The sequence below is a fragment of the Myroides odoratus genome (assembly GCF_001549985.1).
Classification (GTDB): domain Bacteria; phylum Bacteroidota; class Bacteroidia; order Flavobacteriales; family Flavobacteriaceae; genus Flavobacterium; species Flavobacterium odoratum_A.
Genome location: NZ_LROZ01000016.1, coordinates 46,577 through 71,657, shown reverse-complemented (window position 1 = coordinate 71,657; position 25,081 = coordinate 46,577). Strand labels below are relative to the sequence as shown.

Annotated in this window: 19 protein-coding genes; 4 read left to right on the top strand and 15 right to left on the bottom strand. The window is 36.7% G+C overall.

The genetic code is table 11. The features are described from left to right. Nucleotides 1-2: 2 nt before the first annotated feature. Nucleotides 3-1,382 carry an MATE family efflux transporter gene (locus AWV75_RS14530; RefSeq protein WP_060875055.1) on the bottom strand — a complete coding sequence of 460 codons (1,380 nt, stop codon included), beginning with the start codon at nt 1,380-1,382 and terminating at the stop codon, nt 3-5. A 139-nt stretch (nt 1,383-1,521) separates the two neighbouring features. On the opposite strand from AWV75_RS14530, the gene AWV75_RS14525 reads away from it, so the two are divergent. Further along, nucleotides 1,522-2,043 (top strand): hypothetical protein, encoded by a 522-nt coding sequence (locus tag AWV75_RS14525; RefSeq protein WP_060875054.1) that lies wholly within the window; start codon nt 1,522-1,524, stop codon nt 2,041-2,043. Nucleotides 2,044-2,068: 25 nt separating this feature from the next. Here AWV75_RS14525 and AWV75_RS14520 read toward each other — a convergent pair whose 3' ends face one another. Continuing rightward, on the bottom strand, nt 2,069-2,941 hold the full coding sequence (locus AWV75_RS14520) for a PPK2 family polyphosphate kinase (RefSeq protein ID WP_060875053.1): 873 nt from the start codon (nt 2,939-2,941) through the stop codon (nt 2,069-2,071). 62 nt (nt 2,942-3,003) lie between these two features. On the opposite strand from AWV75_RS14520, the gene AWV75_RS14515 reads away from it, so the two are divergent. Next, complete coding sequence (locus tag AWV75_RS14515) at nt 3,004-3,843, top strand: DUF6929 family protein (RefSeq protein ID WP_060875052.1); 840 nt, start codon at nt 3,004-3,006, stop codon at nt 3,841-3,843. Between the two features lie 25 nt (nt 3,844-3,868). Here the strand turns inward: AWV75_RS14515 and AWV75_RS14510 are convergent, their stop codons facing one another. The 6 genes from AWV75_RS14510 to AWV75_RS14485 all read right to left on the bottom strand — a co-directional run bounded on the left by AWV75_RS14510 (nt 3,869) and on the right by AWV75_RS14485 (nt 12,062). Continuing rightward, the gene (locus AWV75_RS14510) at nt 3,869-5,077 is read right to left on the bottom strand and encodes an ABC transporter permease (RefSeq protein ID WP_060875051.1); all 1,209 of its coding nucleotides are present in this window, start codon (nt 5,075-5,077) and stop codon (nt 3,869-3,871) included. Then, the gene (locus AWV75_RS14505; protein WP_060875050.1) at nt 5,067-6,233 is read right to left on the bottom strand and encodes an ABC transporter permease; all 1,167 of its coding nucleotides are present in this window, start codon (nt 6,231-6,233) and stop codon (nt 5,067-5,069) included. The genes AWV75_RS14510 and AWV75_RS14505 overlap by 11 nt, the downstream gene beginning before the upstream one ends. Before the next feature lie 13 nt (nt 6,234-6,246). Further along, entirely contained in the window at nt 6,247-7,233 is a 987-nt protein-coding gene (locus AWV75_RS14500) for an HlyD family secretion protein (RefSeq protein ID WP_060875049.1), read from the bottom strand. A gap of 12 nt (nt 7,234-7,245) precedes the next feature. Continuing rightward, the gene (locus AWV75_RS14495) at nt 7,246-8,640 is read right to left on the bottom strand and encodes a TolC family protein (protein ID WP_060875048.1); all 1,395 of its coding nucleotides are present in this window, start codon (nt 8,638-8,640) and stop codon (nt 7,246-7,248) included. Between the two features lie 264 nt (nt 8,641-8,904). Beyond that, nucleotides 8,905-10,536, bottom strand: a complete 1,632-nt coding sequence (locus AWV75_RS14490; protein WP_060875047.1) for an ABC-F family ATP-binding cassette domain-containing protein — start codon at nt 10,534-10,536, stop codon at nt 8,905-8,907. Between the two features lie 152 nt (nt 10,537-10,688). Next, nucleotides 10,689-12,062: an MFS transporter gene (locus tag AWV75_RS14485; protein ID WP_060875046.1), complete on the bottom strand. Its 1,374-nt coding sequence runs from the start codon at nt 12,060-12,062 to the stop codon at nt 10,689-10,691. Between the two features lie 87 nt (nt 12,063-12,149). Here AWV75_RS14485 and AWV75_RS14480 point away from each other — a divergent pair, with 87 nt between their 5' ends. After that, entirely contained in the window at nt 12,150-12,509 is a 360-nt protein-coding gene (locus AWV75_RS14480; protein ID WP_060875070.1) for a winged helix-turn-helix transcriptional regulator, read from the top strand. A 38-nt stretch (nt 12,510-12,547) separates the two neighbouring features. Here the strand turns inward: AWV75_RS14480 and trpB are convergent, their stop codons facing one another. The 7 genes from trpB to AWV75_RS14445 all read right to left on the bottom strand — a co-directional run bounded on the left by trpB (nt 12,548) and on the right by AWV75_RS14445 (nt 23,553). Then, nucleotides 12,548-13,729: a tryptophan synthase subunit beta gene (gene trpB / locus AWV75_RS14475; protein ID WP_060875045.1), complete on the bottom strand. Its 1,182-nt coding sequence runs from the start codon at nt 13,727-13,729 to the stop codon at nt 12,548-12,550. A 295-nt stretch (nt 13,730-14,024) separates the two neighbouring features. Beyond that, nucleotides 14,025-14,675: a peptidoglycan-binding protein LysM gene (locus AWV75_RS14470; RefSeq protein WP_197429585.1), complete on the bottom strand. Its 651-nt coding sequence runs from the start codon at nt 14,673-14,675 to the stop codon at nt 14,025-14,027. 287 nt (nt 14,676-14,962) lie between these two features. Then, entirely contained in the window at nt 14,963-16,822 is a 1,860-nt protein-coding gene (locus AWV75_RS14465; RefSeq protein ID WP_060875043.1) for an ABC-F family ATP-binding cassette domain-containing protein, read from the bottom strand. Nucleotides 16,823-16,885: 63 nt separating this feature from the next. Further along, nucleotides 16,886-18,025 carry a metallophosphoesterase gene (locus AWV75_RS14460; protein ID WP_060875042.1) on the bottom strand — a complete coding sequence of 380 codons (1,140 nt, stop codon included), beginning with the start codon at nt 18,023-18,025 and terminating at the stop codon, nt 16,886-16,888. A 124-nt stretch (nt 18,026-18,149) separates the two neighbouring features. Further along, nucleotides 18,150-21,113, bottom strand: a complete 2,964-nt coding sequence (locus AWV75_RS14455) for a sensor histidine kinase (protein ID WP_060875041.1) — start codon at nt 21,111-21,113, stop codon at nt 18,150-18,152. After that, nucleotides 21,110-21,835 (bottom strand): LytR/AlgR family response regulator transcription factor, encoded by a 726-nt coding sequence (locus AWV75_RS14450; protein WP_231738160.1) that lies wholly within the window; start codon nt 21,833-21,835, stop codon nt 21,110-21,112. The genes AWV75_RS14455 and AWV75_RS14450 overlap by 4 nt, the downstream gene beginning before the upstream one ends. A gap of 116 nt (nt 21,836-21,951) precedes the next feature. Further along, nucleotides 21,952-23,553, bottom strand: coding sequence for an ABC transporter substrate-binding protein (locus AWV75_RS14445; RefSeq protein WP_060875069.1), 1,602 nt, complete (start codon nt 23,551-23,553; stop codon nt 21,952-21,954). A gap of 89 nt (nt 23,554-23,642) precedes the next feature. On the opposite strand from AWV75_RS14445, the gene mtaB reads away from it, so the two are divergent. Next, a complete protein-coding gene (mtaB, locus tag AWV75_RS14440; RefSeq protein ID WP_060875068.1) occupies nt 23,643-24,962 on the top strand; it encodes a tRNA (N(6)-L-threonylcarbamoyladenosine(37)-C(2))-methylthiotransferase MtaB in 1,320 nt (439 codons plus the stop codon). The last annotated feature ends 119 nt before the right edge of the window (nt 24,963-25,081 follow it).

Below are 25,081 nucleotides of genomic sequence, written 5' to 3'. Positions count from 1 at the left end.
TATTATTTTATATTAGTATTAATCAATCGATTTGATATGTGATGAAAACGCAAATAAAGCAAAATAGCTGCTGCTGTTAATCCGGCTAATAAACCAATCCAAATACCTGGCGTTCCTATATCCGTGTACAAACTTAAGTAAATAGACATTGGAAATCCAACAATCCAATAGGAAATAAAGGTAATAATCATCGGAACATTTACATCTTGTAAACCGCGTAAAGCACCTAACGTGACTACTTGCAAACAATCTGAAATCTGAAAGATTGCCGCAACTAACAACAATTGCCCTGCGATTCGAATCACTTCTTCATTCATTACTGCATTCATACTATCTTTCACATCTAAGAACAACAGCGGAATATAGTTGTGAAACGCGACAAATAATAAGGCAAATAGGATGTAAATAAGGAGTGCCATGAGCATAATAGAACGGGCTACCGTTTTTAAATAGGTATAGTTTTTCAGCCCCATTTGATTTCCTACTCGAATGGTAGCGGCAACTCCCAATCCACTAGCGAACATAAAGGTCATTGATGACATACTGAGCGCTATTTGATTTGCTGCTTGAGAAACTGTTCCCAACATACCCGAAAGCCATACTGCAGCGACAAATAAAGCTACTTCAAAAAAGCTCATCAACCCAGAAGGTACCCCGATTTTAGCAATTTGGATTAATACTTTTTTCTTTACTTCATCAAAGCGCAGATTAAGCATAAAAGGCTTAAACATCTCTTGTCTAGTCAATGCAAAATGCATATAAATAATCATCACAACACGCGAAATTAATGTACCATACGCTGCCCCTAACATGCCCAATGTGGGGAAAAACCACACACCGTAAATCAATAAATAGTTAAATAATAAATTTACTGCATTACAAATTAAGGTCGCATACATCGAATTTTTCGTTTGAGATTTTCCATCCGCAAACTGCTTGTATCCTTGGTACATCACCAAAGGAATAATGGACAAGGCTACAATATCTAAGAAGGGTTTTGCCAATACTGTAACTTCTTCTGGCTGCCCCATATACTGTAAAAATGGTTTAGCTAAAAAGATGATTGAAAACAAAACGACACCAACCACGGTACAAAGGAAAAGTCCATTAATAAAGGTTGATCGCCCTCCTTCTAAATCATTGGCAGCGTCACTTTTAGCAACAAAAGGCGTGATGGCTGTAGAAAACCCTACACCTAATGAAATCGCAATAAATACGAAACTATTGGCCAATGAAGCAGCGGCTAATTCCGTAGGACCAATCTTACCCACCATAATATTATCAATTACCCCAACTACCGTATGCCCTAGCATAGCTAAGATAATAGGATAGGCCAATTGAATATTATAACGAAATTCTTTGATATAGATTGACAGGTTCATGTACTAAAAAATTTGTGCAAATATACAGACTTGAAAACGAAACAATCTGTTGGGTTAACAAATTCTTTTAAAAGAATGACGAAACAACGGCAAACTATTTGTTTTACTTTTTCTCAAAACAAAACTAAAAACACAAGCTATGCTAAAGTCAAAAAGAACAATTGCGCTATTTTTAGCACTAGGGATGTTAGCTCTCCCTACTGCTTTTGCCCAAAATAAAACAAAGCCTTATTACCCTAAAGGTTTTCGTATTGGTTTTGGACTCAATGGAGGAATTTCAACCAACTCCGATTACGATGCTGTATTTGGTGCAGATGCCCGTTTACAATATGATTTGAGTAAAGAAACGTCCTTGACATTAACAACAGGATATTCTCATTTGAAGGAAAAACACGATCAAGATTTAGGTGTTATTCCAGTCAAAGCAGGATTCAAACATTTCATGACTAAAAACTTCTATGCCTTGGGTGAAGTAGGTGCTGGTTTTGGAACACATCAAGGATCAGGCAATACCTTTATTTGGAGCCCGTCTATTGGTTATGCGAATAAATACATCGATATCAGCTTGCGATATGAGCGCTATAACGATTATCACGTGGATCAAATAGGTTTACGAGCAGCTTATGGTTTTAGCTTGAAGAAAAACAAAAATAAAAAGTAAAATAAAAAGGGCCTAGGCCCTTTTTTTATTCATTTAATAATCGCTCTCTATACTTAGATAGGTTGTCTTTGATATTATCAGGTAATTCTGGCAAACTAACATCCGTTAATTGCTCTGTTATTTCCAATAAAATACTGGCAAAAATATAGCGACATAACTCTTTATTATCAGCGGGAATCACATACCACGGACATGCTTTTGTTGAGGTCTTCTCAATGGCCTCTTCATAATACGTTTGATATTTATCCCAGAACTCTCGCTCTCGAACATCTTCTGGAGCAAACTTCCAATGGTGCTTCTCTTTGCCCAATCGACGTAAAATGCGTTTTTTTTGCTCGTCCTTTCCCAAGTGTAAGAAAAATTTAAGCACCACTACTCCATTATTACTGATATGCTCTTCAAAATTGCTGATTTCCTTATAGCGTTTTTCCCAAAACGACTCGTCTAGCTGATCCGTACTTGTGATTTGAGGCAGTCGCTCATTTAACACAATTTCTGGATGTACGCGAGAAACCAGTACATTTTCATAATGTGTGCGATTAAAAACAGTAAATTTTCCTTTCTCAGGTAAAGCAATATAATGCCTCCATAAATAATCGTGTTCCAATTCTGTCGAAGTGGGTTTCTTAAAACTCTGCACCACCACTCCCCTAGCATTGAACGATTTAAACACTTCTCGTATCAAACTATCTTTACCCGCCGTATCCATCCCTTGAATGCAAATCAAAAAGCTGTAGCGATTATGTGCATACATCAATTCTTGAAATTTACTCAAATGCCTACTTACTTCTTCTAATTTACGTATGGCTTTTTTAGGGCTCAATTCAAAATCGGGAACCGTAGCTAACTTTGCCAGTTTCGTTTTCCCTGTTGCCTTATATTTATTTTCAAAACTCATATCAATTTAATTCATTAAGTAATTCGGATGTATTAAATTTATAAAATTCAATTCAAGTAACCATGAGAAAACTGACATTAGAGTTCCTCTATCATATTATTGGCCTAAGTGCGGCATCTGGTTTGTACTATGCCGAAGACAAACTTCATTTAATTGCTGACGATAGTTCTTACTTATATCACTATGATATACCGTCCAAACAATTAAACAAAACAGCGCTTACTGACGATTATATCGGCCAAGAACATATTGCAAAAGCAGACAAACCAGATTTAGAATCCATGACCTTTGATGGAATTAATTACTATTTATTTGGTTCAGGTTCAAAGCCCAATCGAACTGATTTATATGAAATCCATCAAATGACGAATGAACCAGTAAGCAAACAATCGTTGGAACTATTATATGAATCTATGAAAGCCTTTGCCCATATGGACGATGCTGATTTTAATATTGAAGGTGTGGTGTACGATGCCGAGACGTGGTATTTTTTCAATCGCGGGAATGGACCTAAACAACAAAATGGAGTATTTGTTGTAACAGGAGAAAGTATCTTGGATAATTTTAGAATTACCTATACTCCCATGAAGTTACCAAAATTAGATCAAGTTCAAACTGGGTTTACAGATGCCGTTTTAGTGGATCGAGATCTTTATTTTATTGCAACAGCGGAAGATTCTAGTTCTACCTATGCAGATGGCGAAATCAAAGGTTCTATTGTCGGAAAAATCAATACCAAGAAAATGAAAGTTGAAAAGACCAAGACCATTAGTACAGATCAAAAATTTGAGGGCATAACTGTGTATAAAAACAACAAAAAAGAAGTTTCCTTCTTCTTGTGTACAGACCCAGATAATCCGGAACTACCAACGTCAATTTATCAATTAACTATACAAAAATAGGATCGTTTACACGATCCTATTTTTTTTATATCTCTTGGGAAATGGTTTCCCCTTCTTTTCTTCTTAAGCGCCAATTTGTCCAGATGGCCAACATAAAATAAAAGAGGCACACCAACCACATCTGCAAAAACAAATCCTTGATATCCTGTAATGATGCTCCAAACTGAGTGAGCGCGACAAAACCTTTCGTACCAACAGTAGAAGGGACAAAAAAGGAAATGACCTTAATAGCCGTTGGGAAAGCCGTTGTTGGCCAAGACAAACCAGTCATCAACAAAGTTGGAATTGAAAAAAGTGTAATGGTCATGATTGAATCTTCCCTGTGTTTGAAACAATTCGCTAAGGTCATCCCTAAAAAGGAAACCGCTAGTAAGAATGGAACCAAAAACAGCGTTACTTCCATTAGATTTCCGCGTTGTGGAAAAGTAAACAGGTGCATTACAACACCGAGTACAATCCACATCATCAACATCGAAAGGATCAGGTAGGCTAAACTTCGCCCTAAAGTCAAGAAGAAATTAGAAAAACGTCCTGTTGCATAAGCAAAGGCTTGTCCAAAACTTCTTTTTTCTCGTAAAGTACCGGCTAAAATCCCCATTCCATTTAGCTGTAGTGTCTGAATCGCAATCAAGAATACAGCGGGCATCAGAAAGGTAGCATAACCTCCATTAATATTAAACAAAGGCTTTGCTGTAACATCAAATGGACGTCTACTCGCTGCTGCCTGTTTCATAGGCATCCCTCCAGCCATCATCTTATTCACTTCAACTTGTCCGCCTAAAGTTCCTGCTGTAAGCATAACAGCTCCTAGGGTTTGCTTATAATATAGCATATAAGAAGCATCACAATAAGCACCAAGTGTAGGTACTTTTCCCTTTTGTAAATCTCTTCCAAAATGCTCTGGAATCACAATAATCCCTTTGATCTTTTCTTGGTAAAATGCTTCATGTGCCAAATCCATACTCGCTGTACGCAACTCTACGTTGAGCTGAGGCGTTGCATCCAACATGCGGTCAATTTGAAAACTCATTTTCGATTGATCCTGATTGACAATCGCTACGGGTAATTCTGTGATAACCTCTTTCGAATACACATAGGAATACACAAAAGCAACTAGAAGTACACAAACAATATAGGTAATTACAATAGCTGAATCCTTAAAAATCATTTGAATCTCTCGTTTACACGATTCGATAATCAAAGCCCAATTTTCTATACATCGCTTAAGCATCATAGCCTCCTTTCTGTAATTTTTTATAATAAAACGGAATTCCGATTAATCCTAAACAGATAAATACAGCAAAAGCAATTAAATATCCTACTTGTTCAGCATTAAATGAAATCCCTCGAATGGCATAATTCACAACAAAGCGCATATAAGAATGAAAGGGAAATACATAATTTACCCCCCTTACAAATCCACTCATTCCTTCTGGAGGGAATGTATATCCTGCAAAAGAAAAAGCTACTGCAGCATAAGCTCCACCTATTGTTAAAGCAATCCTCAAGCTATTCATCACAGATGCTAGAAAGAAGCCCATACTTTGACAAACCAAAATAAACAAGAAGAAAAACGCATTGAGCATAAAGAAATTCCCTTTGAAAGGCATACTCAATTTATAGAATACATAACTATTCATATACAAGCCCAGTACCATAAAGATTAAGGTATAGGGCAAAATCTTAGCGATAGCCACAACCCAAATCTTATTATTGGCGCGTTCCAGTAACTCTTTTCCTTTTCTGTATTTTAAGTCCACACCAAAAACGTAAATCGATACGACCAACATAATAATTTGCAAGGCCATAGGCATAAAAGCTAAACCTAAATAATATTCATAACTGGTGTATGGATTAAAGAGTACATGCTCTTCCACTTTGATGGGTGCAACAGCTGCTAGTGCTTGATTCGGTGTTAATCCACCTTGCTCTAAAGATATTGTTCGAACTCCAGCTGCAAGATACCCCGCTGCCGTTTGAAAATCGCGTTGAATTAACCCTGCAGGTAATAAATATTGCCCATTATAATAACACGTTACATTGGTTTTTACTCCTTTCTGAACGTTTTTCTGAAAATCTTTGGGTATGATAATTAAAGCAAAAGAATCCCCTCGACGCACCGTTTTTTGTCCTTCTAGCTCATCATTTACTTCATAAACAATTTGCATGGCAGAACTAGCATCAATAAAACTCGCTAATTTACGTGAAGTACTACTTTTATCTAAATCGAGGATTGTTACAGGTAAATCTCGAGAAACCCCTTCTTGTAACAAAGCCCCATAATATAGAAATAGCAAAAGTGGAATACTGAGAATCAACACCAAAATTCGAGGTGTGGTCAGCATTCGCTTAAACTCTTCTTTAAACAGGGATAAAAAACCTTTACTCACGTTCTTTGTATTTTTACTTCAAACTACTTTCTACTACTAAAGCACTCATTCCAGGTCTTAATCCATCCACTTTTTGTGTCGGATAAGCCTTAATCAAAAAGGTTTTCATATCGAAATCACCTTTTGCTTTTGTAGCACTCCATGTAGCGTAATCTCCTTGTACAGCAATATAGTTCACTTCTAATTCAATCGATTGATTACCCAATGCTGGAATAATCGCTTGAAATTTAGTATTCATTTTAAACTTACTCATCAAGTCTTCACGAATATTGAAGTTCACCCATAGATCATTTAAATCCACTAGATTGACAATAGGATAACCTGAATTTACGATTTCTCCTTTATTAGGCATAATGGTATAAACCTCTCCATCTTGTGGTGATTTTACTGCTCCTTCTCCTTTATAGATTAAGACTTCTTCCACTGCTCCTTTCGCTTGATTGAATACAGCTAAAGCTGCTGCTTTATCTTCAGATCGAGCTCCACTTTTTGCCATTTGATACGTGGCATGTGCCGCTTTTTCTACTTCTTGTGCTGCTGTATATTTTGCATAAGCCTCGTCCTTTTGCTGTGCAGGAATCACTTTTTCTTTGTATAAGTTTTCTACTCTCGCATAGGTTTTTTGAGCAAAATCAGCTCCTGCTTTTGCCTGTTGCCACATATTGTAAGCCGCCTGAATTTCTTCTTTACGCGCTCCTGTATTTGCTTTAGCGTCTTGGGCTTGTGCAGCCGCTTTTAAAGCTTCTACTTGTTGCAATTTAGCATCTATTTCAGGGGTACTAATCTGAACCAATACTTGTCCTGCTTGTACTTTATCTCCTTCTTTTACTAGAATATCATCAATTCTACCTGGTATTTTAGAGGATACATTAATTTGAGTAGCGTCCACTTGTCCTTGAATGTAACTCTCTTCTGGAGCACTCATATACCAAATAGAAACAGCGAAAACAATCACTACAACTACAATTCCAACAATAGCACTTATTACTTTATTTTTCATCTTACCTTCAATTTATTTTGCAAATTGGACAAATTCATTACTCAATCCTGTGTACTCAAATAGAGAAGCTACATTCGCTACATAATTAAAATGCGCTTGTAATTTCTTTAATTTCACCACAGATAAATTTAATTCTGCATCAACTACTTCTGTTGAGGTAGCAAATCCCTCCACGAATGCTTTGTTGCGCACTCGGAGGTATTCAGTAGCCATTGCTTCTTGTGTCGTTAAACTTTCTATTTGTTCCTGTTGTTTTACAATATCTTGGTACAATTTAGCCACCAACATTTTGATATCCGCCTTTGCTTTTTCTTCAAAAAGCTCAACACTTTCTCGCGTTGCTTTGGCTGCTCTGATTTCATTTCTATTTTTAAATCCCTCAAATAAAGTATAGGTTACCCCTACGCCAATTGTCCAAGGCTTATTATTATCGTAAAGTACATCAAGGCCACTGATGGGATTATTATGTGCTAAAATAGTCTGTCCAAAGGCAACCACAGTAGGATAATTTGCTGATTGTTTTGCTTTTACTCCTTGTGTAGCCAATTCTTTTTGTAGTGCTAATTTTTGTAAAGCGGGGTAGTGATCTGAGGCAGATTCTTGGTAATATTCTAAATTTTCTAATTGAGGGAGCACGAAAAAGTCACTGCTTAAATCCGCTGTTACCTCCTCTACTTCTAGGGTATTTGCCAAAGCTAAACGCGCCAAAGTAGCGTCTTTCTTCGCAGCTTCAAACTCTCGATTTGCATCAGAAACCGCTACATCAGCGGCCATGCGTTGAACAGGGGCAATCATGCCATTTTCCTCTAATTTCAAAGCATCATGCTGGTGCTTTTCCATGCCAGTCAATACTTCTTGACGCACAACTAACGCACGTTCTGCTAATTTTACAGTGTAGTAACGAACGACGAGTTCAGATATTAATTTGTCCTTGGTTTGCTCCAAGTCCTTTTCTCCCATTTCACTTTTGAGCTTGCCCGCTTTGATAGCAGCATTAATCTTTCCTCCTGTAAACAAAGGCCAAGTAGCCATGAAGCCCCCAAAAGCCATATCTCGTTTGTTGAAATCAACGGACCAATTCCCTAAAACTTCCGAGTTTGGTAAATGCACAAAATCACCTACTTGATTTCGAAGCCCATTAAAATCTAATCCCAAAGAACGATCCATGTAAATGCCCATTCCGAAAGCTTTAACCGATGGTGAACGCAAGCCTTTCATGGCTTTCCATTCATATTGGTGAACCTCCTCTTGTTTTTCCATCGCTTTAATTAAGCTATTCTCCTCATTCATCACACGCATCGCATCAGCAAAAGACAACTGCTGTCCATAACTAATTCCCGACATAGAAAAATAAAGTACAGTCCCTCCGATAAGCAGAAAAAAACGTTTCAAGTTTATTCTTTTCATTCACTTAATGTTGTTAATTACACATAAATGCTTCAATAAATATACAACCTTTTTCACTTTATGAAACACTATTTTCACTTGTTTTACAAATATAACACTATCCCCGAACGGAGAAAGAAAAAGCAGGCTTCTTTCCTGCTTACAACGGTTTAATTTTGCCGTAAATATTAAAAAAAGAAACTCCTTCCCTCAAAAAACTTAACAAAACACATGCCATAAGTCTTTTAAGAGAAGGAGTTTTTATATTTTCTACCAGAGAATCGCTTATTTTTCGATCTCGCGTAAGCTTTCCATTTTTTTATGCGCTAGGAATCCTTTGATATCTTCAAAGTGTTCTTTGACGCGTTTATTGCCAAATTCAAATACTTTTTCGGCCAATCCATCTAAGAAATCACGGTCGTGAGAAACTAAGATTACAGTGCCTTCAAAATCTTTCAATGCCGCTTTAATGATGTCTTTGGTTTTCATATCCAAATGGTTCGTCGGCTCATCCAGGATTAATAAGTTATATGGTTCTAATAATAATTTCACCATCGCCAATCTTGTTTTCTCCCCACCAGAAAGTACTTTTACTTTCTTTTGAATATCATCTCCAGAGAACATAAAAGCTCCGAGTATATTTTTGATTTGTGTACGGATATCCCCCTCAGCAATACGATCTACTGTTTCAAAGATAGTCAAATCGCCATCTAATAAAGACGCTTGATTCTGAGCAAAATATCCCACTTGAATATTGTGTCCTAATTCAATAGACCCTGTATAATCAATCTCTCCCATGATTGCTTTAATCATCGTCGATTTACCCTCACCATTCTTTCCTACAAAAGCTACTTTTTGTCCTCTTTCCACCACCATATTAGCCTCTTTAAACACGATGTGATCGCCATAGGTTTTTCCCATTTCAGACACTGTAACAGGATATTGTCCAGAACGTGCTGCCGGAGGAAACTTCAAACGAAGAGCTGAGTTATCTACCTCATCCACTTGAATAATTTCTAATTTTTCCAACATTTTTACACGTGATTGCACTTGTAATGTTTTTGAATATGTTCCTTTAAAACGCTCAATAAACTCTGTTGTTTCAGCAATCATTTTTTGCTGTTCTTCATATGCTTTCATCTGATGTGCTCTACGATCTTGACGCAATACCAAATAGTCTGAGTATTTTGCTTTATAATCGTAAATTTTCCCCATCGTTACTTCAATCGTACGATTGGTAATATTATCCACAAAAGCACGGTCGTGAGAAATAACCATTACAGCTTTTGCTTGTGTAATCAAGAATTCCTCTAGCCATTGAATACTTTCAATATCCATGTGGTTCGTTGGCTCATCCAATAAAATCAAATCGGGTTTTTGCAATAAGATTTTTGCTAATTCAATACGCATTCTCCATCCTCCACTGAATTCAGAAGTTGGACGTGTAAAATCTTCGCGCAAGAATCCCAATCCTTTCAACACTTTCTCCACCTCAGCTTCATAGTTTACTTCTTCGATTGAATAAAACTTTTCGCTTAATTCAGATACGCGTTCGATTAACTTCATATACGCATCACTTTCGTAATCGGTACGCACCGTCAATTCTTCATTGATCTGCTCAATTTCATTCTTCATGGCGAAGATTTGAGCAAAAGCTTTGGATGTTTCTTCAAAAACAGTACAATCATCCGCAGTTAATAAATGCTGAGGTAAATAAGCAATCACAGCTTCTTTTGGTGCAGCAACAGCGCCTAAACTAGGTTTATCTACTCCTGCTACAATTTTCAGTAACGTGGATTTACCCGCACCGTTTTTTCCCATTAAGGCAATTTTATCATTTTCATTAATTGAGAAACTTACGCCACTGAAAAGCGTTGTACTACCAAATTGGACAGCAACATCATTAACTGTTATCATATTGTATTTTTATTAAACCGCTGCAAATATAGTATTTGTTTGTTTTGGATGGGGATATTTTTATAGGGATCTGACACAAAACAAACAACGCAGGTCCTTTTCTTTTTACTCCTTACTATATATAAGGAGTAAATGGTTGTTTTTTATGAGAGTCATCTCCTTTTTTTATACTGACTATAGAACACAAATCCTGTAATTAATAACAACATAATCATAAGTATTGTCGCATTGAAATGTCCATGTTCACTACCGAAATAAACTTGTCCCACCATACTTACCCCCAAAGCAATACTTAACTGTTGTACCGTCAAATATAGACTAGACCCTCCTGCTGTGGCTGTGGTAGGCAAAGCACTTAAAGCATAGGTAAACATCGAAGGTAAAACAATCCCACACCCCAATCCATATTCAAACAACAAGAGTGCCACTTGATAAAACAAAACCTCGTCCCGCTCCAATAAGCTATAATGAAAAACAAGTCCAACGATCATCAACAGTAAGCCAAAAAGCATAAAACGCTCTTGATACCGAGCTAAAAAATGCAAAGACAAAAACGAGGCTAACACATAGCCTACCCCTTGAAAAGCAAATAAAATTCCCGTTTGCGTAGCGGTATAATGCAAGTGCAATTGGAAGTGATTCGCATAAATAAAAAAATATGAATCCTGTACTAAGGAATAAAATACTAGAGCGATAAGAGTCACGGCAAACATTTTATAAGTAAATGGTTTAAAATCAAGTAAGGTAACCTTTCCTGCCTTGTATTGTTTCCATTGAAAGAATAGAAAGATGACGACTCCCCCCATTGCACCGAATAATAAGAAAAATAAAGAGAAAGTCCAGCCTAGATCTGCTCCTGTAACTAAACTATACATCAAAAGCACCAGGAACAAAACAAGTACAAACTGTGACAAGGGTTGTATTTTTAAATCTCGCTTGCGTGCTACCTCTGGTATGAACTTCCAAGAAGCTACGACTACCAATAGAGCAAGGGGGACATTAATTAAAAAAATCAATCGCCAAGCTCCAAAGGCATAATCTAAATCAGGAAGTACCCCTCCGAGAATCTGTCCCAGTACAGAAGACATTCCAGCTATCGCTCCATAAATAGCATACGCTTTACGTCGTTCTGCTTCTTCAGTATAAATATGTGATAAAAGCGTCACTCCTTGTGGAATCATAAAGGCCCCACTAATTCCCTGAAACAAACGATAGAGATTCAATGCGTGTATCTCCGTAGCTAATCCACACAAGAGCGAAAATAGCCCAAAACTCAACATGGACAACACAAAAACGCGCTTATGTCCATACTTTACACCTACTTTCCCTGAGGTAATCAGAAAAGCACCGTAGCCAATGACATAATAAACAATAACAAGCTGTATATCTGCTACACTGGCGTGTAAGGCAGTTCTAATTTTAGGAATGGCTACATTGACGATAAACAAATCTAATACGGACAAAAAGATAGACATTGAAAGCAACAATAACAGGACACTCTTTCTTTGATGGGTTAAATTTTGCATTTTTTTCTTCCTATATTTTATAATTATCTTTACAAAAGTGAAGAATCACTTGCTTCCAATCAAGTAGGTAAAAAATCTAGACTAAGTATGAAAAATAATACGAATAGTGATAATGAGTATACTACGGTAGAAAAAAAATTGACTGATTTTGAAAATACTTGTGTGGCTCAAGATGCATTAAAGACCATTACGGGTAAATGGAAGATTTCAATTATTAAAATTGTAGCGGCTCAATGTCCAAAGCGATTTGGAATTTTAAAGCGCGACTTAGACCATATTGCCCAAGGTACTCTCACCACCGTTTTACGCGAGTTAGAACAAGATGGAATATTAGCACGAGAAGCCTTTGCTGAGATTCCCCCACGCGTTGAATACAAACTCACCGCTAAAGGAATAAAACTACTTCCCATTTTAGTTGAATTAGAACAGTGGTATCAATCAGAATAAAAAAAGCCCACTCCTACGTGGGCTTTTTCCTGAAAAAACTACAACTGAAAGTAGTTGGTATAATTTTGTAAATCCTTATCCCCCCTACCGGAAAGGTTTACGACTACAATATCAGTTGGCAAAAATGTTTTATGTTGTAAAGCAGCTAGTGCATGTGAACTTTCTATGGCGGGAATAATCCCTTCTAATTTACACAGGGCTAAACCAGCCTCCATGGCTTCTGCATCTTTAATAGCGAAAAATTCAGCGCGATTTTCTTGTTTCATCAGCGCAAATAAAGGTCCAAAACCAGGATAATCTAATCCAGCGGAAATCGAGTATGCTTCCAAAGGCTCCCCTGTTTCATCTTGCATGAATAAGGTCTTGCTTCCGTGTAATACTCCCGGTTTACCAATAAAAGAAGTAGCAGCCGTTTGATTCGTATCTACACCAAAACCACCGCCTTCTGCAACAATAAGTTTCACCTGCTCCTCTTCTAAGAATTCGTAGAATGCCCCTGTAGCATTACTTCCTCCACCTACACTCGCAATCACATAGTTGGGTTTGTCAACTCCTTCTTTTTCCAACAATTGTTTTTTTATCTCTTTGGAGATGACAGATTGAAAACGTCCGACCATATCAGGATATGGATGCGGGCCTACCACAGAACCAATTAAATAATAGGTGTCTGTTGGATTTTCTATCCAGTAAAGCAAGGCTTCATCTACGGCTTCTTTTAATGTTTGTGTTCCTGTCTTTGCTGCGCGAACCTCTGCGCCTAGCATCTTCATGCGCGCAACATTGGGCGCTTGGCGTTCAATATCTGTAGCTCCCATAAAAACCACACATTCTAATCCTGCTAGTGCACATACGGTTGCAGTTGCTACTCCATGTTGCCCTGCCCCTGTTTCAGCGATGATTTTCTTCTTCCCTAAGCGTTTAGCCAATAATACCTGTCCAATCGTATTATTAATTTTATGCGCCCCTGTATGGCATAAATCCTCGCGTTTTAAATACACCTTCGTATTGTAGAGCGCTGAAAGTCTTTCTGCAAAGTACAAAGGCGTAGGTCTTCCTACATAATCAGCTAATAGCTTTTGGTATTCCGCCTGAAAGGTTGGTTCTTCCATGATTTCAATATACATGGCTTGTAATTCTGCTACAATGGGTTGTAAAGTTGGAGGAATAAACGCTCCTCCAAAATCTCCATAAAATCCTGCTTGATTGACTTGATACTTCATATTTGTTTGTTTTATTGTATTGATTTATTTGAAATTTTTAGGCACAAAAAAAGGGCTTGTCGTGATGACAAGCCCTTAGAGGTGTAGGAATAATATACTCGTTCCGTTATATTTTTTCTTCATACATACCAATAGCAGGACAGCTCACGACGTCTTGACGTAAGTTGTTCCACCACCAATTATTTGTATGTTTGAAATTCATTTTTCTTTGTTTTGAAGGTGTAAAGGTAGAAATTATTTTTTCACTACCAAATAAAAAAAAGGTGATCTGTCAAACAGACCACCTTTTATACGTTTACAGCATTACTAATGCATCTCGTTCTGGATCAATCTCCGAAACATCATACCCACTAAATTTTTTCAAGTAGGTCTTGATTGAAGTTCCGAATCCATCGCTAAATGAATTAGCTCCATTACTTCTTAAATATTTTCTCACAGATCCTGCTCCACCTAAGTGAGCAGCGGCTAATATCCCCGACTCTGTGATTCTGATCCCGTCAATTCTTCGTCCCTCGAACGCTTTAATCTCGTTTCTAAGAATCCATTTGTTTTTTGCAACCAGAGCGTCAAACGCTTTTTCCTGTAATTGCGGATCATTCAAAAACTCTTCAGAATCAAAAATTCCTATTGATCTTAGAGCTAACCTTCCAAATTGGTATTTCCCGATGTAACCAAAAGAGTTAACAATTCGATACAAACCATTAGATTCTCTTGCACCTAAGGCTTGTTTAAACCCAATATAGGTTTTCCCTGTAAATGGTATTACTGCAGCTTCCTCTGCCTTTTTTTCTTCCGTAATCTTTTCTTCAGGAAGATGGTAAGACAGCTCTTCTGTAGGGACAATTTTATACTGTTCTAGCAGTATGACTTCATACTTTTTGAACCCCGAAAAAACTCCACCTAATAGCAGTAATAAGCCAATAAAAAAAGAACATTTTTTCCTCATTAAAATTAATTTCTCAAGCCCTGTCACCACTTGAAATTTCACTTCGCAAAGTTACCTTCTTTTTTAAATATGCCTATTCTTTAATCGTTAAATTACATTCCCTTAACCTATCCTTTACACACAAACCCTGATTAGCAAAGAGATACATCAAAAAACTTTAACATTTTAACTCTTGTAAAAATCTTAAATTTTCACTATATTTTATAGCTTTATTCCGATTTAAAAATAAAAAAAAAGAGAGCAAAACTGTTTTTTCGCCCTCTTTTCTGCTTTTTTTGCCCTCGAAATTACTCCCCTTTTTTGGCTGATAATTCAAACCATCTTTCTTCTTTTTCTTCGAGTTCTTTTATTATTTTTTTCAGCGCATTTGCTTTTTCGTCAATTTGATTTTCTTGTACTTTTCCGTCCGCAAATTCTTTTTCAATCTCTTGTTTTTGCTCTTCGAGTTTTGTCATTTCGCGCTCTATTTTTTGAAGCTCTTTTTGTTCTTGAAACGTCAAACCATTTTGTACTTGATTTTCCTTCCAGTTTACTTTTTCTTTTGGCGCTTCCTCTTTTACAGGCTCAATACTATCTTCATACGTTCTAAAATCAGAATAGTTTCCTGGAAAATCTTCAATTTCTCCTTCTCCTCTAAAGACAAATAAGTGATCGACAATCTTGTCCATGAAATAACGGTCGTGCGAAACCACCACCAAACAACCTGGATAATCCAATAAGAAACTCTCTAACACGTTCAATGTTACAATATCTAAATCATTTGTTGGCTCATCGAGAATCAAAAAGTTAGGGTTTTGAATTAAAACAGTACACAAGTACAAGCGTTTTAGCTCCCCACCACTCAATTTTTCAACAAAATCATGCTGTTTTTTGCGATCAAACAGAAAACGCTCTAAAAGTTGTCCTGCAGAGATAGAACGTCCTTTGGCTAATGGAATATACTCACCAAACTCTTTAATTACATCAATTACTTTCTGTTCAGGCTTAATTGAAATTCCTCCTTGCGTATAGTAGCCAATCTTAATTGTTTCTCCAATCACGACTTTTCCTGTATCAGGTTTCATCGTTTGCGTTAGAATATTCAAAAAGGTTGATTTTCCAGACCCGTTCTTTCCGATGATTCCAATGCGTTCTCCTCGGTTAAACATATAGCTAAAATCGTGTAAAATTACTTTTCCATTGAATGATTTATTCAACTTGTGTAGTTCTACAACCTTACTTCCCATGCGCTCCATGTTAATTTCCAGCTCCACTTGGTGCTCTTTTCTTCTACTGCTCGCCTTTTCTTTGATTACATAGAAGTCATCAATACGCGATTTTGATTTTGTCGTACGCGCTTTTGGCTGTCTTCTCATCCAAGATAATTCTTTGACAAAAAGATTTTGAGCCTTATCAATACTTGCATTTTCAGCGGCTATTCGCTCCTCTTTCTTTTCTAAGTAGTATGAATAGTTTCCTTTGTATTGGTAAATTAATCCGTTATCTAATTCGATAATTTCATTACACACACGTTCCAAGAAAAAGCGATCGTGGGTAACCATAAACAAGGTGATATTTTCTTTAGCGAAATAGTTCTCCAACCATTCAATCATTTCTAAATCTAAGTGGTTGGTTGGCTCATCCAATATCAACAAATCAGGTTTATTGATTAAGATAATAGCCAAAGCCAAACGCTTTTTCTGTCCACCAGAAAGCGTTTTCACTTTCAACTTTAAATCATCTAATTTTAGTTTCGTTAAAATCTGCTTGTATTGGGTTTCAAAATCCCAAGCATTGTGAATCTCCATCTGCTCAAAAGCTTTTTGATACGCATCTTCATCCTCTGGATTTTCCAATGCTTTTTCATAGGCTTCAATTACTTTTAGAATATCGCTATCTGAAGCGAAAATACTTTCTTCGATGGTTAGTTCATCTTGTAAATTAGGTTCTTGCGATAGAAATTCCATGCGAATTCCCTTGCGAATAACTACTTGTCCGCTATCAGGATCATCCAATCCTGTTATTATTTTTAAAATAGTCGATTTTCCCGATCCATTTTTTGCGACAAAAGCAATCTTTTGATCTTTATTAATACCAAATGACACATTTTCAAACAAGTTATGTGCCCCAAAAGATTTCGATATATTTTCTACTGATAAATAATTCACTTCAACTAAATTTTGACAAAAATAACCTTTTATTCTCCATTAAAAAAGTTTGTGTTTTTTCCCTTACACTTTCTCTTTTTTATCTTTCGTTTTTAACGTAACAACCACGTATTCTGATTGTGTTCCGATGCGGTATCTTCCGCCCCAAATCCCCAATCCAGAACTAATGTAATATTGGGTATTTCCCTTCTTTACATACCCATGTGATTGTTCAAATAAATAATCCGTAACCCAAGAAAAGGGCCATACTTGTCCGCGATGTGTATGTCCTGAAAATTGAAAATCTACTTGCTGTGCTTCAGCAGCCTCCAATGCATAAGGCTGATGATCTAAAACAAGTTGTATTTTAGTTGAATCAGGCTGAACCAATTCAGCTAAAGGCTTGCGATGTGGATTAGCTTTATCATCTCTTCCTATCAGTTGAAGTTGTCCCCCGATGAGGTTGACAACCTCATCTCTCAAAACGGTAATATTCGCTTTCGCTAAAAAAGCTAAGCTCATTTCAACATTAGCTAAATATTCATGGTTCCCTAAACACGCATAAACGCCGTGTTTACTTTTTATTTGACTTAAAAGTTCATCCAATTTATAATACGTCAAAGGCAGTAAGCTATTATCAATAATATCTCCAGCAAATAAAACAAGATCTGCTTCTTGTTCATTAATAAAGGTAACCCAACGTTTTAATTCCTTTCGGCTAATGGCATGTCCTAAATGCAGGTCGCTCAAAACTACTAGCTTTAGCGGTTGATGCGATGGTTTTTCTGTTTCTAAATCGAGATGAACAACCTTCTTTCGATAATAATTAATATTACCAATCCAAGCAATTCCAATAGTTCCCAATACGATAAACCACGCTTGCAATTGATCCAATCGAATCCACGCTTGCGTCCATTTATCAATAAAATCGCCAATTCCAAATAGAAGTAAATCCGACAATAAAGCCAACAAAAATGAATAGATGATTAACATCAACCATCCTGTTCCTACCTTATATAGTATAGCTGCTTTGGGTACACTAACGCGTTTTCTAAACGCAAAAAATAAAATAGGCGATATCACCAAAAAAGCAACAGCTACTCCATATAATACTTGAATGCTCCAAGGGGTAGTATTCACTAAGGGATATACACGGATTCCCAAATAAATATTAGCTAAAAAATACGCAATAAAAATTCCGACAAACAACAATCTTCCTTTCATAAAACAAGAATTAAATCAGCAGTACACTCTTTTTTTAGGATTTCAACTGCTTTATCACAATAATACAATCCTTTCTTTCATTACTTGGTTTTATTAACAAATAATTGACGTGATTTTCTTTGATTTATTTACTTAAAGTGTCTTTTAATACCAAACGAACCCGTGTTCCTGCTGTCGTAGATTGTATGCTAATATGTTCCTCTAAGTACGCTTGAATCATCTTCATTCGTTCTTTAACTAAAAATAATCCTTTTGAATCGTGTTTCGATAGGGGTTCGGGAGCCTGTTGTTTTCCAATACCATTGTCAATGACCTCCAGAATCACATCGCGTTCTTGTGGATACACATGCACGATGATCTTTGGATTTTCAATACTTTCGGGAAAGGCATGTACCAGACTATTTTCAATAAAAGGTTGAAGCAACAAAGGCGGAATCATAATTTGATGTATATTCAATAGTGCATCTATTTTGATTTCTAACTGAACGCGTTCATCTAATCGCATATTCTCTAATTCAAAATAGCCCTGAACATAATCGAGTTCCTCTTTGACACTCACTTGTTCAAGCATCGATAGGTTCAGTGTTTTTCTAATCAAAGAAGCAAATCGCTCTAAATAATACAACGCTTCTTCTTCCTTATGTGCAATAATAAAATATTGAAACGAACTGAGTACATTAAAAATAAAATGGGTATTCAATTGACTTCGAACCGAAAGCAGCTTTAGTTCAGCTACTTTTTTCTCATAGCGCAACTGCTTATCTTTGCTTTCTTGTCGTCGTTTTATGCGCTGTATGATAAGTACAACAATTCCGATACCCACCAATACAAGCAAACTAAAAAACCACCAACTATAATAAAAAGGAGGCATGATTGTTACATGGAGCAGTGTTTTCACTTGCTCTGCTCCCTTATCGTAATCGTAAATTCTAATTTCAATTGGATACTCTCCGGAATTTAAATAATTCAATGACAGCGTACGTTGTTCTAAATCCAACCATTCTTCCGTGGGTTTAACGCGATATTGAAACTTTAATTTTTCTGGGTATTTTGCGCCTAATAGAACAAAATTGACAAAGATAGAATTTTGATCATAGGGTAATTCTAGCTCTCGATTTCCCTGCTCTTCTAGTTTTTTCAAATCTAATTTTGTCCCGTTTATCTTAATTGAAGATAGCACAAGATCATAAGTAACCTTTTGAGGTTTAAAATAATCTAGATCTAGGGTATACAATCCAGCATCAGTTCCTAGCATCAGTTGTTTTCCTAAAACTACACTGCTTTTTACGTTGTAATTGTCCAATCCTTGCTCGGTATTAAACAAAAAAGTGCCCGCTGCATCCAAAACAGTCACACCTTTATTTGTTCCAATCAACAATTGATGATTCCTATAATGCAAAAATGTAATTCCATGTCCCAGGATAGCTTTCTGTGGAATTTTTCGAATAACTTTTGGGGCTTGTCCACTGACATCCAAACAATAGATATCCCCAAAATCTGTGGCCACATATAGCGTTTTCCCTTCTCCTTTTTCAAGGTGCTTCAGTCGATTTTCTAAAAACAGCCCCTCACTTAAAAAAGAACGAAAATGGTTGTCTTCATATACATATAAACCATCCAATGCACCCGCCAAATACATTTTATCTCCGATGGCCTGCATGCCTACAATATCGCGAGGAACATAACTTCCATCCTCTCGATCGAGAAATTGATAGCGAAAAGCAGCGATATTTTGATACAATCTCACCCCTCCATAAGGGTCTGTTTCCAGCAATTGATTTTGAATAAAATCAAATTGATAGGTATGTATACCTACATAACTTTCAATTTCTCCCTGAAAATTTAATTGAAATAAGCCAATATTGGTACTGACCCAAATAGCATTTAGCCCTTGGACTGCCTTGTAGAACTGAATTTGTTCGGAGGGAATTTGATGTTCTATTTCAAAAAAATGATGGGCACGAGTTGTCACCCCAACAAACTTTTTATGATGAGCTAAGTGATAGGCTTTAAAAGCGGCTTTTTCAAGGGTATGGGTAACTTGATTGTTACGCACCAAGCACAATCCATTTGTACCAAAGACATAAGCCGTATCACCAGATAATGCAATGGCTTCTACTGGTCCAAAACGGGGATCAAAGCGCAAAGGGGAAGCCAAATCCACTTGAAATAGCCCCTGTTTTTTACTTCCAACATACAAAAATTTGCGTTTGGCATCATAAGCTAAACTATAGAGTTCTGCATTGTGTATCCCGTACTTTTGATTGAGTTTTTTAATTTGTTGCCCATCCCAAGCATAAATCCCTCCTCCTTCATTTAAAATATCCGCTCCTACCCAATAGACCTGATCCTCTACGGGTTGAAAAAAACGAGTTCCTTTAATTCCCTGTTTCGCTATAGATTGATTGGATTGAAGGGAATGAATTTCCAAATCAAACTTTAACCCCAAGAATAGGGTTTGGTGTTTGGAATCAAAAAAAGAAGCAACAACTTCTTTTTCTTCCCCTATAGGAATGAGCGCTCTTCCTTCAACTTGAAAAACACCATGATTAATTGTAGTCGCAAAAACCGACTCACCAATCTGGTAAAAACTAGAAACAGGACTGGGTGTTTTAAGCGTATTCTTGGGCTCTTGTTTGTCAATAGTCAGCGTTTGAATATCGAGCGTAGTGATACCTTCTGACGTTCCAATATACAATTTAGATGCAGCAACAAATAAAGTATTGATGCGCATAGAAAATAATCCCGATTGCTCCTTAAACAAAAGCGTCTGTTTTGGGCCTTTATACAATATCCCCTGTCCATAGCTTCCGATCCAGATTCCTTGATCCTTGTCCTCAACTATAGCTGTAATATTAGTAAAACGGTGCTGAAGCGACTCCTCATCAATAGCAATTTGCCCTTGTTGGCGCACACTCAATCCCGCTCTTGAACCAATCCAAAGGACACCTCTAGAGTCTAATAAAAGTGCTCTAATGTCATTGGCTATCAGTCCATCTTCTGTTGTATACCGCTTGGTAACCGTTGTTTGTGCATAAAGCAAGGGGAATGTAATTCCGAAGAACAAGAGCACAATCCATCCTCTCATAGTTCAAGCAATCTAAACTCTTTCATTTTAGTTGCTGAAACTACAATATCATGGTTGATTTCCTGATCATTAATAATCACCTTATCTTTAAAAACAATGCGATTTGTACCCATTTCTATGTATTTAACACGTTTGAAATTAACTACATACGATCGACCTACCCGATGAAATTGCGGGTGTTTCAATTTAGAAGAAACGGCTCCTAACGTTTTAGATATCAGATACTTTTGATCTTGTAAATAGATTTCGCAATAATTATCATCTGCTTTGCAGTATAGAATATCTTCTATTGCAACAACTTCGCGTTTTTGATTGTTTTTGATTAGTTTGATAAAAGATTGTTGGCTTTCTTTTTCAACAAATTTATCGTAGGCCGTTTGCAAATTTTCAACGGCTATTGGTTTCAATAAATAATGCAAACAAGTATATTGATTTAAAACTTCTAGTGCATATTGACTGTAAGCGGTGGTGATAATTACTTCAAATGGGAGAGGATCCTTAAAGTAATCAAACAAAGCCAACCCGTTTTCTTTAGGCATTTGAATGTCTAAAAAAACCAAATCTGGCACATATTGCTCAATCATTTTTACTGCTTCTGCGACTGATTTTGCCATATAAAACACCATTTTGTGTTGGATTTGAATGCTATTCAGCAATCGGTGTTTTAATACTTCCGCAACTTTCATTTCGTCATCCACAATTAGAACGACTAACTCATTCATAATAGTATTCGTGTGTAAGGTTGTCATATAATCAGAACATCTCATTGATATTCTGCGACTTCAAATATACTATTATATCTAAAATAAATCTCCATTAGAAGAAAAATTATCTTCTTTTATTCTTTCCAAACTCTTTTTAGGAATAAATTATTCATGGGGTTGATTCTCAGTTGATGGATATCCTTTCGGCTAAATCGCACCGCTTGGTCATAAAAGAGGATAAGAGCAGGAACTTCCTCCGCAATTAACTGATCCATTTGTTCATACAATTGTTCTCGCTCTTTCTCATCCGTAACCAAGAAAGCTTGTTCATACAAACGATCATAGGTTTGATTGGCAAAAAACGTATAATTAGGACCATTGGGTGCTTTATTTTTACTATAGAACAACGATAGGTAATTTTCTGCATCAGGGTAATCAGCAATCCAACTCCCTCTAAAAAAGGCAATCTTTCCAGAAGCCATTCCTTGTCTCAAGGTTGCAGGTGGCATGACATCGATTTCAACAGTTAACCCAATTTTTTGCCATTCTCTTTGCAAGTATTCTGCAATATCTAAATAGCCCGCATTGGTAGACAATGGAATCACCACGTTGGTCAAGTTGTTTTCTTTTTTATACGCTTGTACAAGTGCTTTAGCCTTTGTAACATCATAAAGTGTTTCTATCTGAATATTGCCTTTCAATCCTTGGGGAATAATCCCTCCTACTGCAGTGGTTCCCATACCACTTCTCAGGTGTTTGATCATTTTTTCGCGGTCAAATCCCCTATTCAATGCTTGGCGAATTCGCTTATCACTGACAGCACTCTGCTTATCTTCCATATTGAAGCCCAAATACTCTGTGTTGAGGTAAGGCCCTGTTTCCATTTGTACCAAGGGCTGATACTTCTCTTGCAACTTCCCTTCTAACGTAATTAAATCATCTTTGTAAGAAGGATCTAAACCAGAAATAAAATCGAGTTTTCCTTGTATAAATTGCAAAAAGGCACTTTGTTTATCTGGTAAAAAAGTAATAGCAACAGATTCCAAATAAGGCAATTGAACTCCTCGTTCATCTTTTTCAAAATAGTTGGGATTGCGACGCAAAACTAATTTGACATTTTCTTCCCAAAACTTAAAATAAAAAGGGCCAGTTCCGATGGGATGTATTCTAAAATCATGTTGTGGATCTTCAACTACTTCTCGAGGTACGACTGAAGCATAACGCATCGACAACAAACCTAAGATTGCAGGAAAAGATTCTTTTAATTCCAATCGAAATACCGTGTCATTCAATGCTTCGTAATGCTTTACTTTTTGCATAATCCACGCACCTGGAGAAGCTGTTCTCGCATCGGTTAATCGATCTAAACTATAAACGAAGTCACTAGCTGTTACTGCTCGCGTTTGTGCATTTCCAAAAGCAGGATGCGGATGAAAATACACCTCTTTGCGCAACGTAAAATCATAGGTTAATCCATCTGGAGAAGCCTTCCATGATTGGGCAATATCTCCCACAACATGCAACTGATCATCCAGCTGAACCAATCCATTAAACAATTGATTACACGGCCAAATGATTGCCATACTTCGTGCAAAAGCTGGATCAAGTGTTTGAATATTTGAACTTTCATTGTATCGAAATACTGCTCCTCTCTCATTTTCATCTCTTTTATTTTGACAAGAATAAACAGTGAAGACAACACAAAGAATTGATATATAATAAATTATTGATTTCATCAAACCGAATTTTGTACGTAAATTTGCAAGCTTTGTGACAACAAAGAGTAAATATACTTCAAAGTTACTACTCATAGTAAAGAATGATTATGGAAAATAGAAAAAAAGTAGCTTTTTACACCCTAGGATGTAAGCTAAACTTTTCTGAAACCTCAACAATAGCAAGAAGTTTCGTAGATGAAGGTTTTGATCGTGTTGAATTTGAGGATGTGGCAGACATTTATGTAATTAATACATGTTCTGTAACCGAAAATGCAGATAAACAATTCAAACAAATAGTAAAAAAGGCGCAAAAGAAAAACGACAAGGCTTTTATTGCCGCTGTAGGTTGTTATGCGCAGTTAAAACCTGCTGAATTAGCCAATGTAGATGGAGTTGATTTAGTTTTAGGAGCAACTGAAAAATTCAAATTAACGGATTATATCAATGACCTCTCTAAGAATGAAATGGGACAAGTGCATTCGTGTGAAATTTCTGAAGCCGATTTTTACGTAGGATCCTACTCCATCGGTGATCGAACAAGAGCGTTCTTGAAGGTACAGGATGGTTGTGATTATAAATGTACGTACTGTACAATTCCATTAGCTCGAGGAATTTCTCGTAGTGATACCATGGAAAATGTATTGAAAAATGCGGCAGAGATTTCTGCTCAAGACATCAAGGAAATTGTCTTGACAGGGGTGAATATTGGAGACTACGGAAAAGGAGAATTTGGCAATAAAAAGCATGAACATACCTTTTTAGAGCTTGTACAAGCCTTGGATCAAGTAGAGGGAATTGAGCGTTTGCGCATCTCTTCTATCGAGCCTAACTTGTTGAAAAATGAAACAATTGAGTTTGTTTCTAAAAGTAGAACTTTCGTTCCACACTTTCACATTCCGCTACAATCGGGAAGCAATGACATTTTGAAAAAAATGAAACGCCGTTATATGCGCGAACTATACGTTGAACGTGTAGATAAGATTCGCACGGTAATGCCAGATTGTTGTATTGGTGTGGATGTGATTGTTGGTTTTCCTGGTGAAACAGACGAAAAGTTCTTGGATACCTACAATTTCTTGAGCAATTTAGACATTTCCTATCTGCATGTATTCACCTATTCCGAACGCGACAATACCGAAGCGATTGAAATGGAGGGAGTAGTACCCATGGAGGTGAGAAACAAAAGAAGCAAAATGTTACGTGGTTTATCCGTAAAGAAACGCAGAGCTTTTTATGAATCTCAACTGGGTCTAGAAAAAACGGTCTTATTTGAAAGTGAAAACAAGGAAGGATACATCCATGGTTTTACAGAAAACTATGTCAAAGTAAAAACACCTTGGGATCCTGCTTTAGTGAATACTTTACACCCAATTAAATTGACTAAAATTGATGAGGACGGTATCGTTCGATTTGATTTTCTAGATTAAACCCAAATTCCGCATTAGCCGAATACTACGAGTTAATTCTACTTTATATCTCATTCACTTCTTCTAAAACCATACTATAGTATGCTTTTTTTATAAGTTCAGCGCTATTTTGTATAATT

Excerpts from the sequence above, each read along its gene's own strand:
- AWV75_RS14530 (WP_060875055.1), bottom strand. The coding sequence starts at position 1,382 with ATGAACCTGTCAATCTATATCAAAGAATTTCGTTATAATATTCAATTG.
- AWV75_RS14525 (WP_060875054.1), top strand. The coding sequence starts at position 1,522 with ATGCTAAAGTCAAAAAGAACAATTGCGCTATTTTTAGCACTAGGGATG.
- AWV75_RS14520 (WP_060875053.1), bottom strand. The coding sequence starts at position 2,941 with ATGAGTTTTGAAAATAAATATAAGGCAACAGGGAAAACGAAACTGGCA.
- AWV75_RS14515 (WP_060875052.1), top strand. The coding sequence starts at position 3,004 with ATGAGAAAACTGACATTAGAGTTCCTCTATCATATTATTGGCCTAAGT.
- AWV75_RS14510 (WP_060875051.1), bottom strand. The coding sequence starts at position 5,077 with ATGATGCTTAAGCGATGTATAGAAAATTGGGCTTTGATTATCGAATCG.
- AWV75_RS14500 (WP_060875049.1), bottom strand. The coding sequence starts at position 7,233 with ATGAAAAATAAAGTAATAAGTGCTATTGTTGGAATTGTAGTTGTAGTG.
- AWV75_RS14495 (WP_060875048.1), bottom strand. The coding sequence starts at position 8,640 with ATGAAAAGAATAAACTTGAAACGTTTTTTTCTGCTTATCGGAGGGACT.
- AWV75_RS14490 (WP_060875047.1), bottom strand. The coding sequence starts at position 10,536 with ATGATAACAGTTAATGATGTTGCTGTCCAATTTGGTAGTACAACGCTT.
- AWV75_RS14485 (WP_060875046.1), bottom strand. The coding sequence starts at position 12,062 with ATGCAAAATTTAACCCATCAAAGAAAGAGTGTCCTGTTATTGTTGCTT.
- AWV75_RS14480 (WP_060875070.1), top strand. The coding sequence starts at position 12,150 with ATGAAAAATAATACGAATAGTGATAATGAGTATACTACGGTAGAAAAA.
- trpB (WP_060875045.1), bottom strand. The coding sequence starts at position 13,729 with ATGAAGTATCAAGTCAATCAAGCAGGATTTTATGGAGATTTTGGAGGA.
- AWV75_RS14470 (WP_197429585.1), bottom strand. The coding sequence starts at position 14,675 with ATGAGGAAAAAATGTTCTTTTTTTATTGGCTTATTACTGCTATTAGGT.
- AWV75_RS14460 (WP_060875042.1), bottom strand. The coding sequence starts at position 18,025 with ATGAAAGGAAGATTGTTGTTTGTCGGAATTTTTATTGCGTATTTTTTA.
- AWV75_RS14455 (WP_060875041.1), bottom strand. The coding sequence starts at position 21,113 with ATGAGAGGATGGATTGTGCTCTTGTTCTTCGGAATTACATTCCCCTTG.
- AWV75_RS14450 (WP_231738160.1), bottom strand. The coding sequence starts at position 21,835 with ATGAATGAGTTAGTCGTTCTAATTGTGGATGACGAAATGAAAGTTGCG.
- AWV75_RS14445 (WP_060875069.1), bottom strand. The coding sequence starts at position 23,553 with ATGAAATCAATAATTTATTATATATCAATTCTTTGTGTTGTCTTCACT.
- mtaB (WP_060875068.1), top strand. The coding sequence starts at position 23,643 with ATGGAAAATAGAAAAAAAGTAGCTTTTTACACCCTAGGATGTAAGCTA.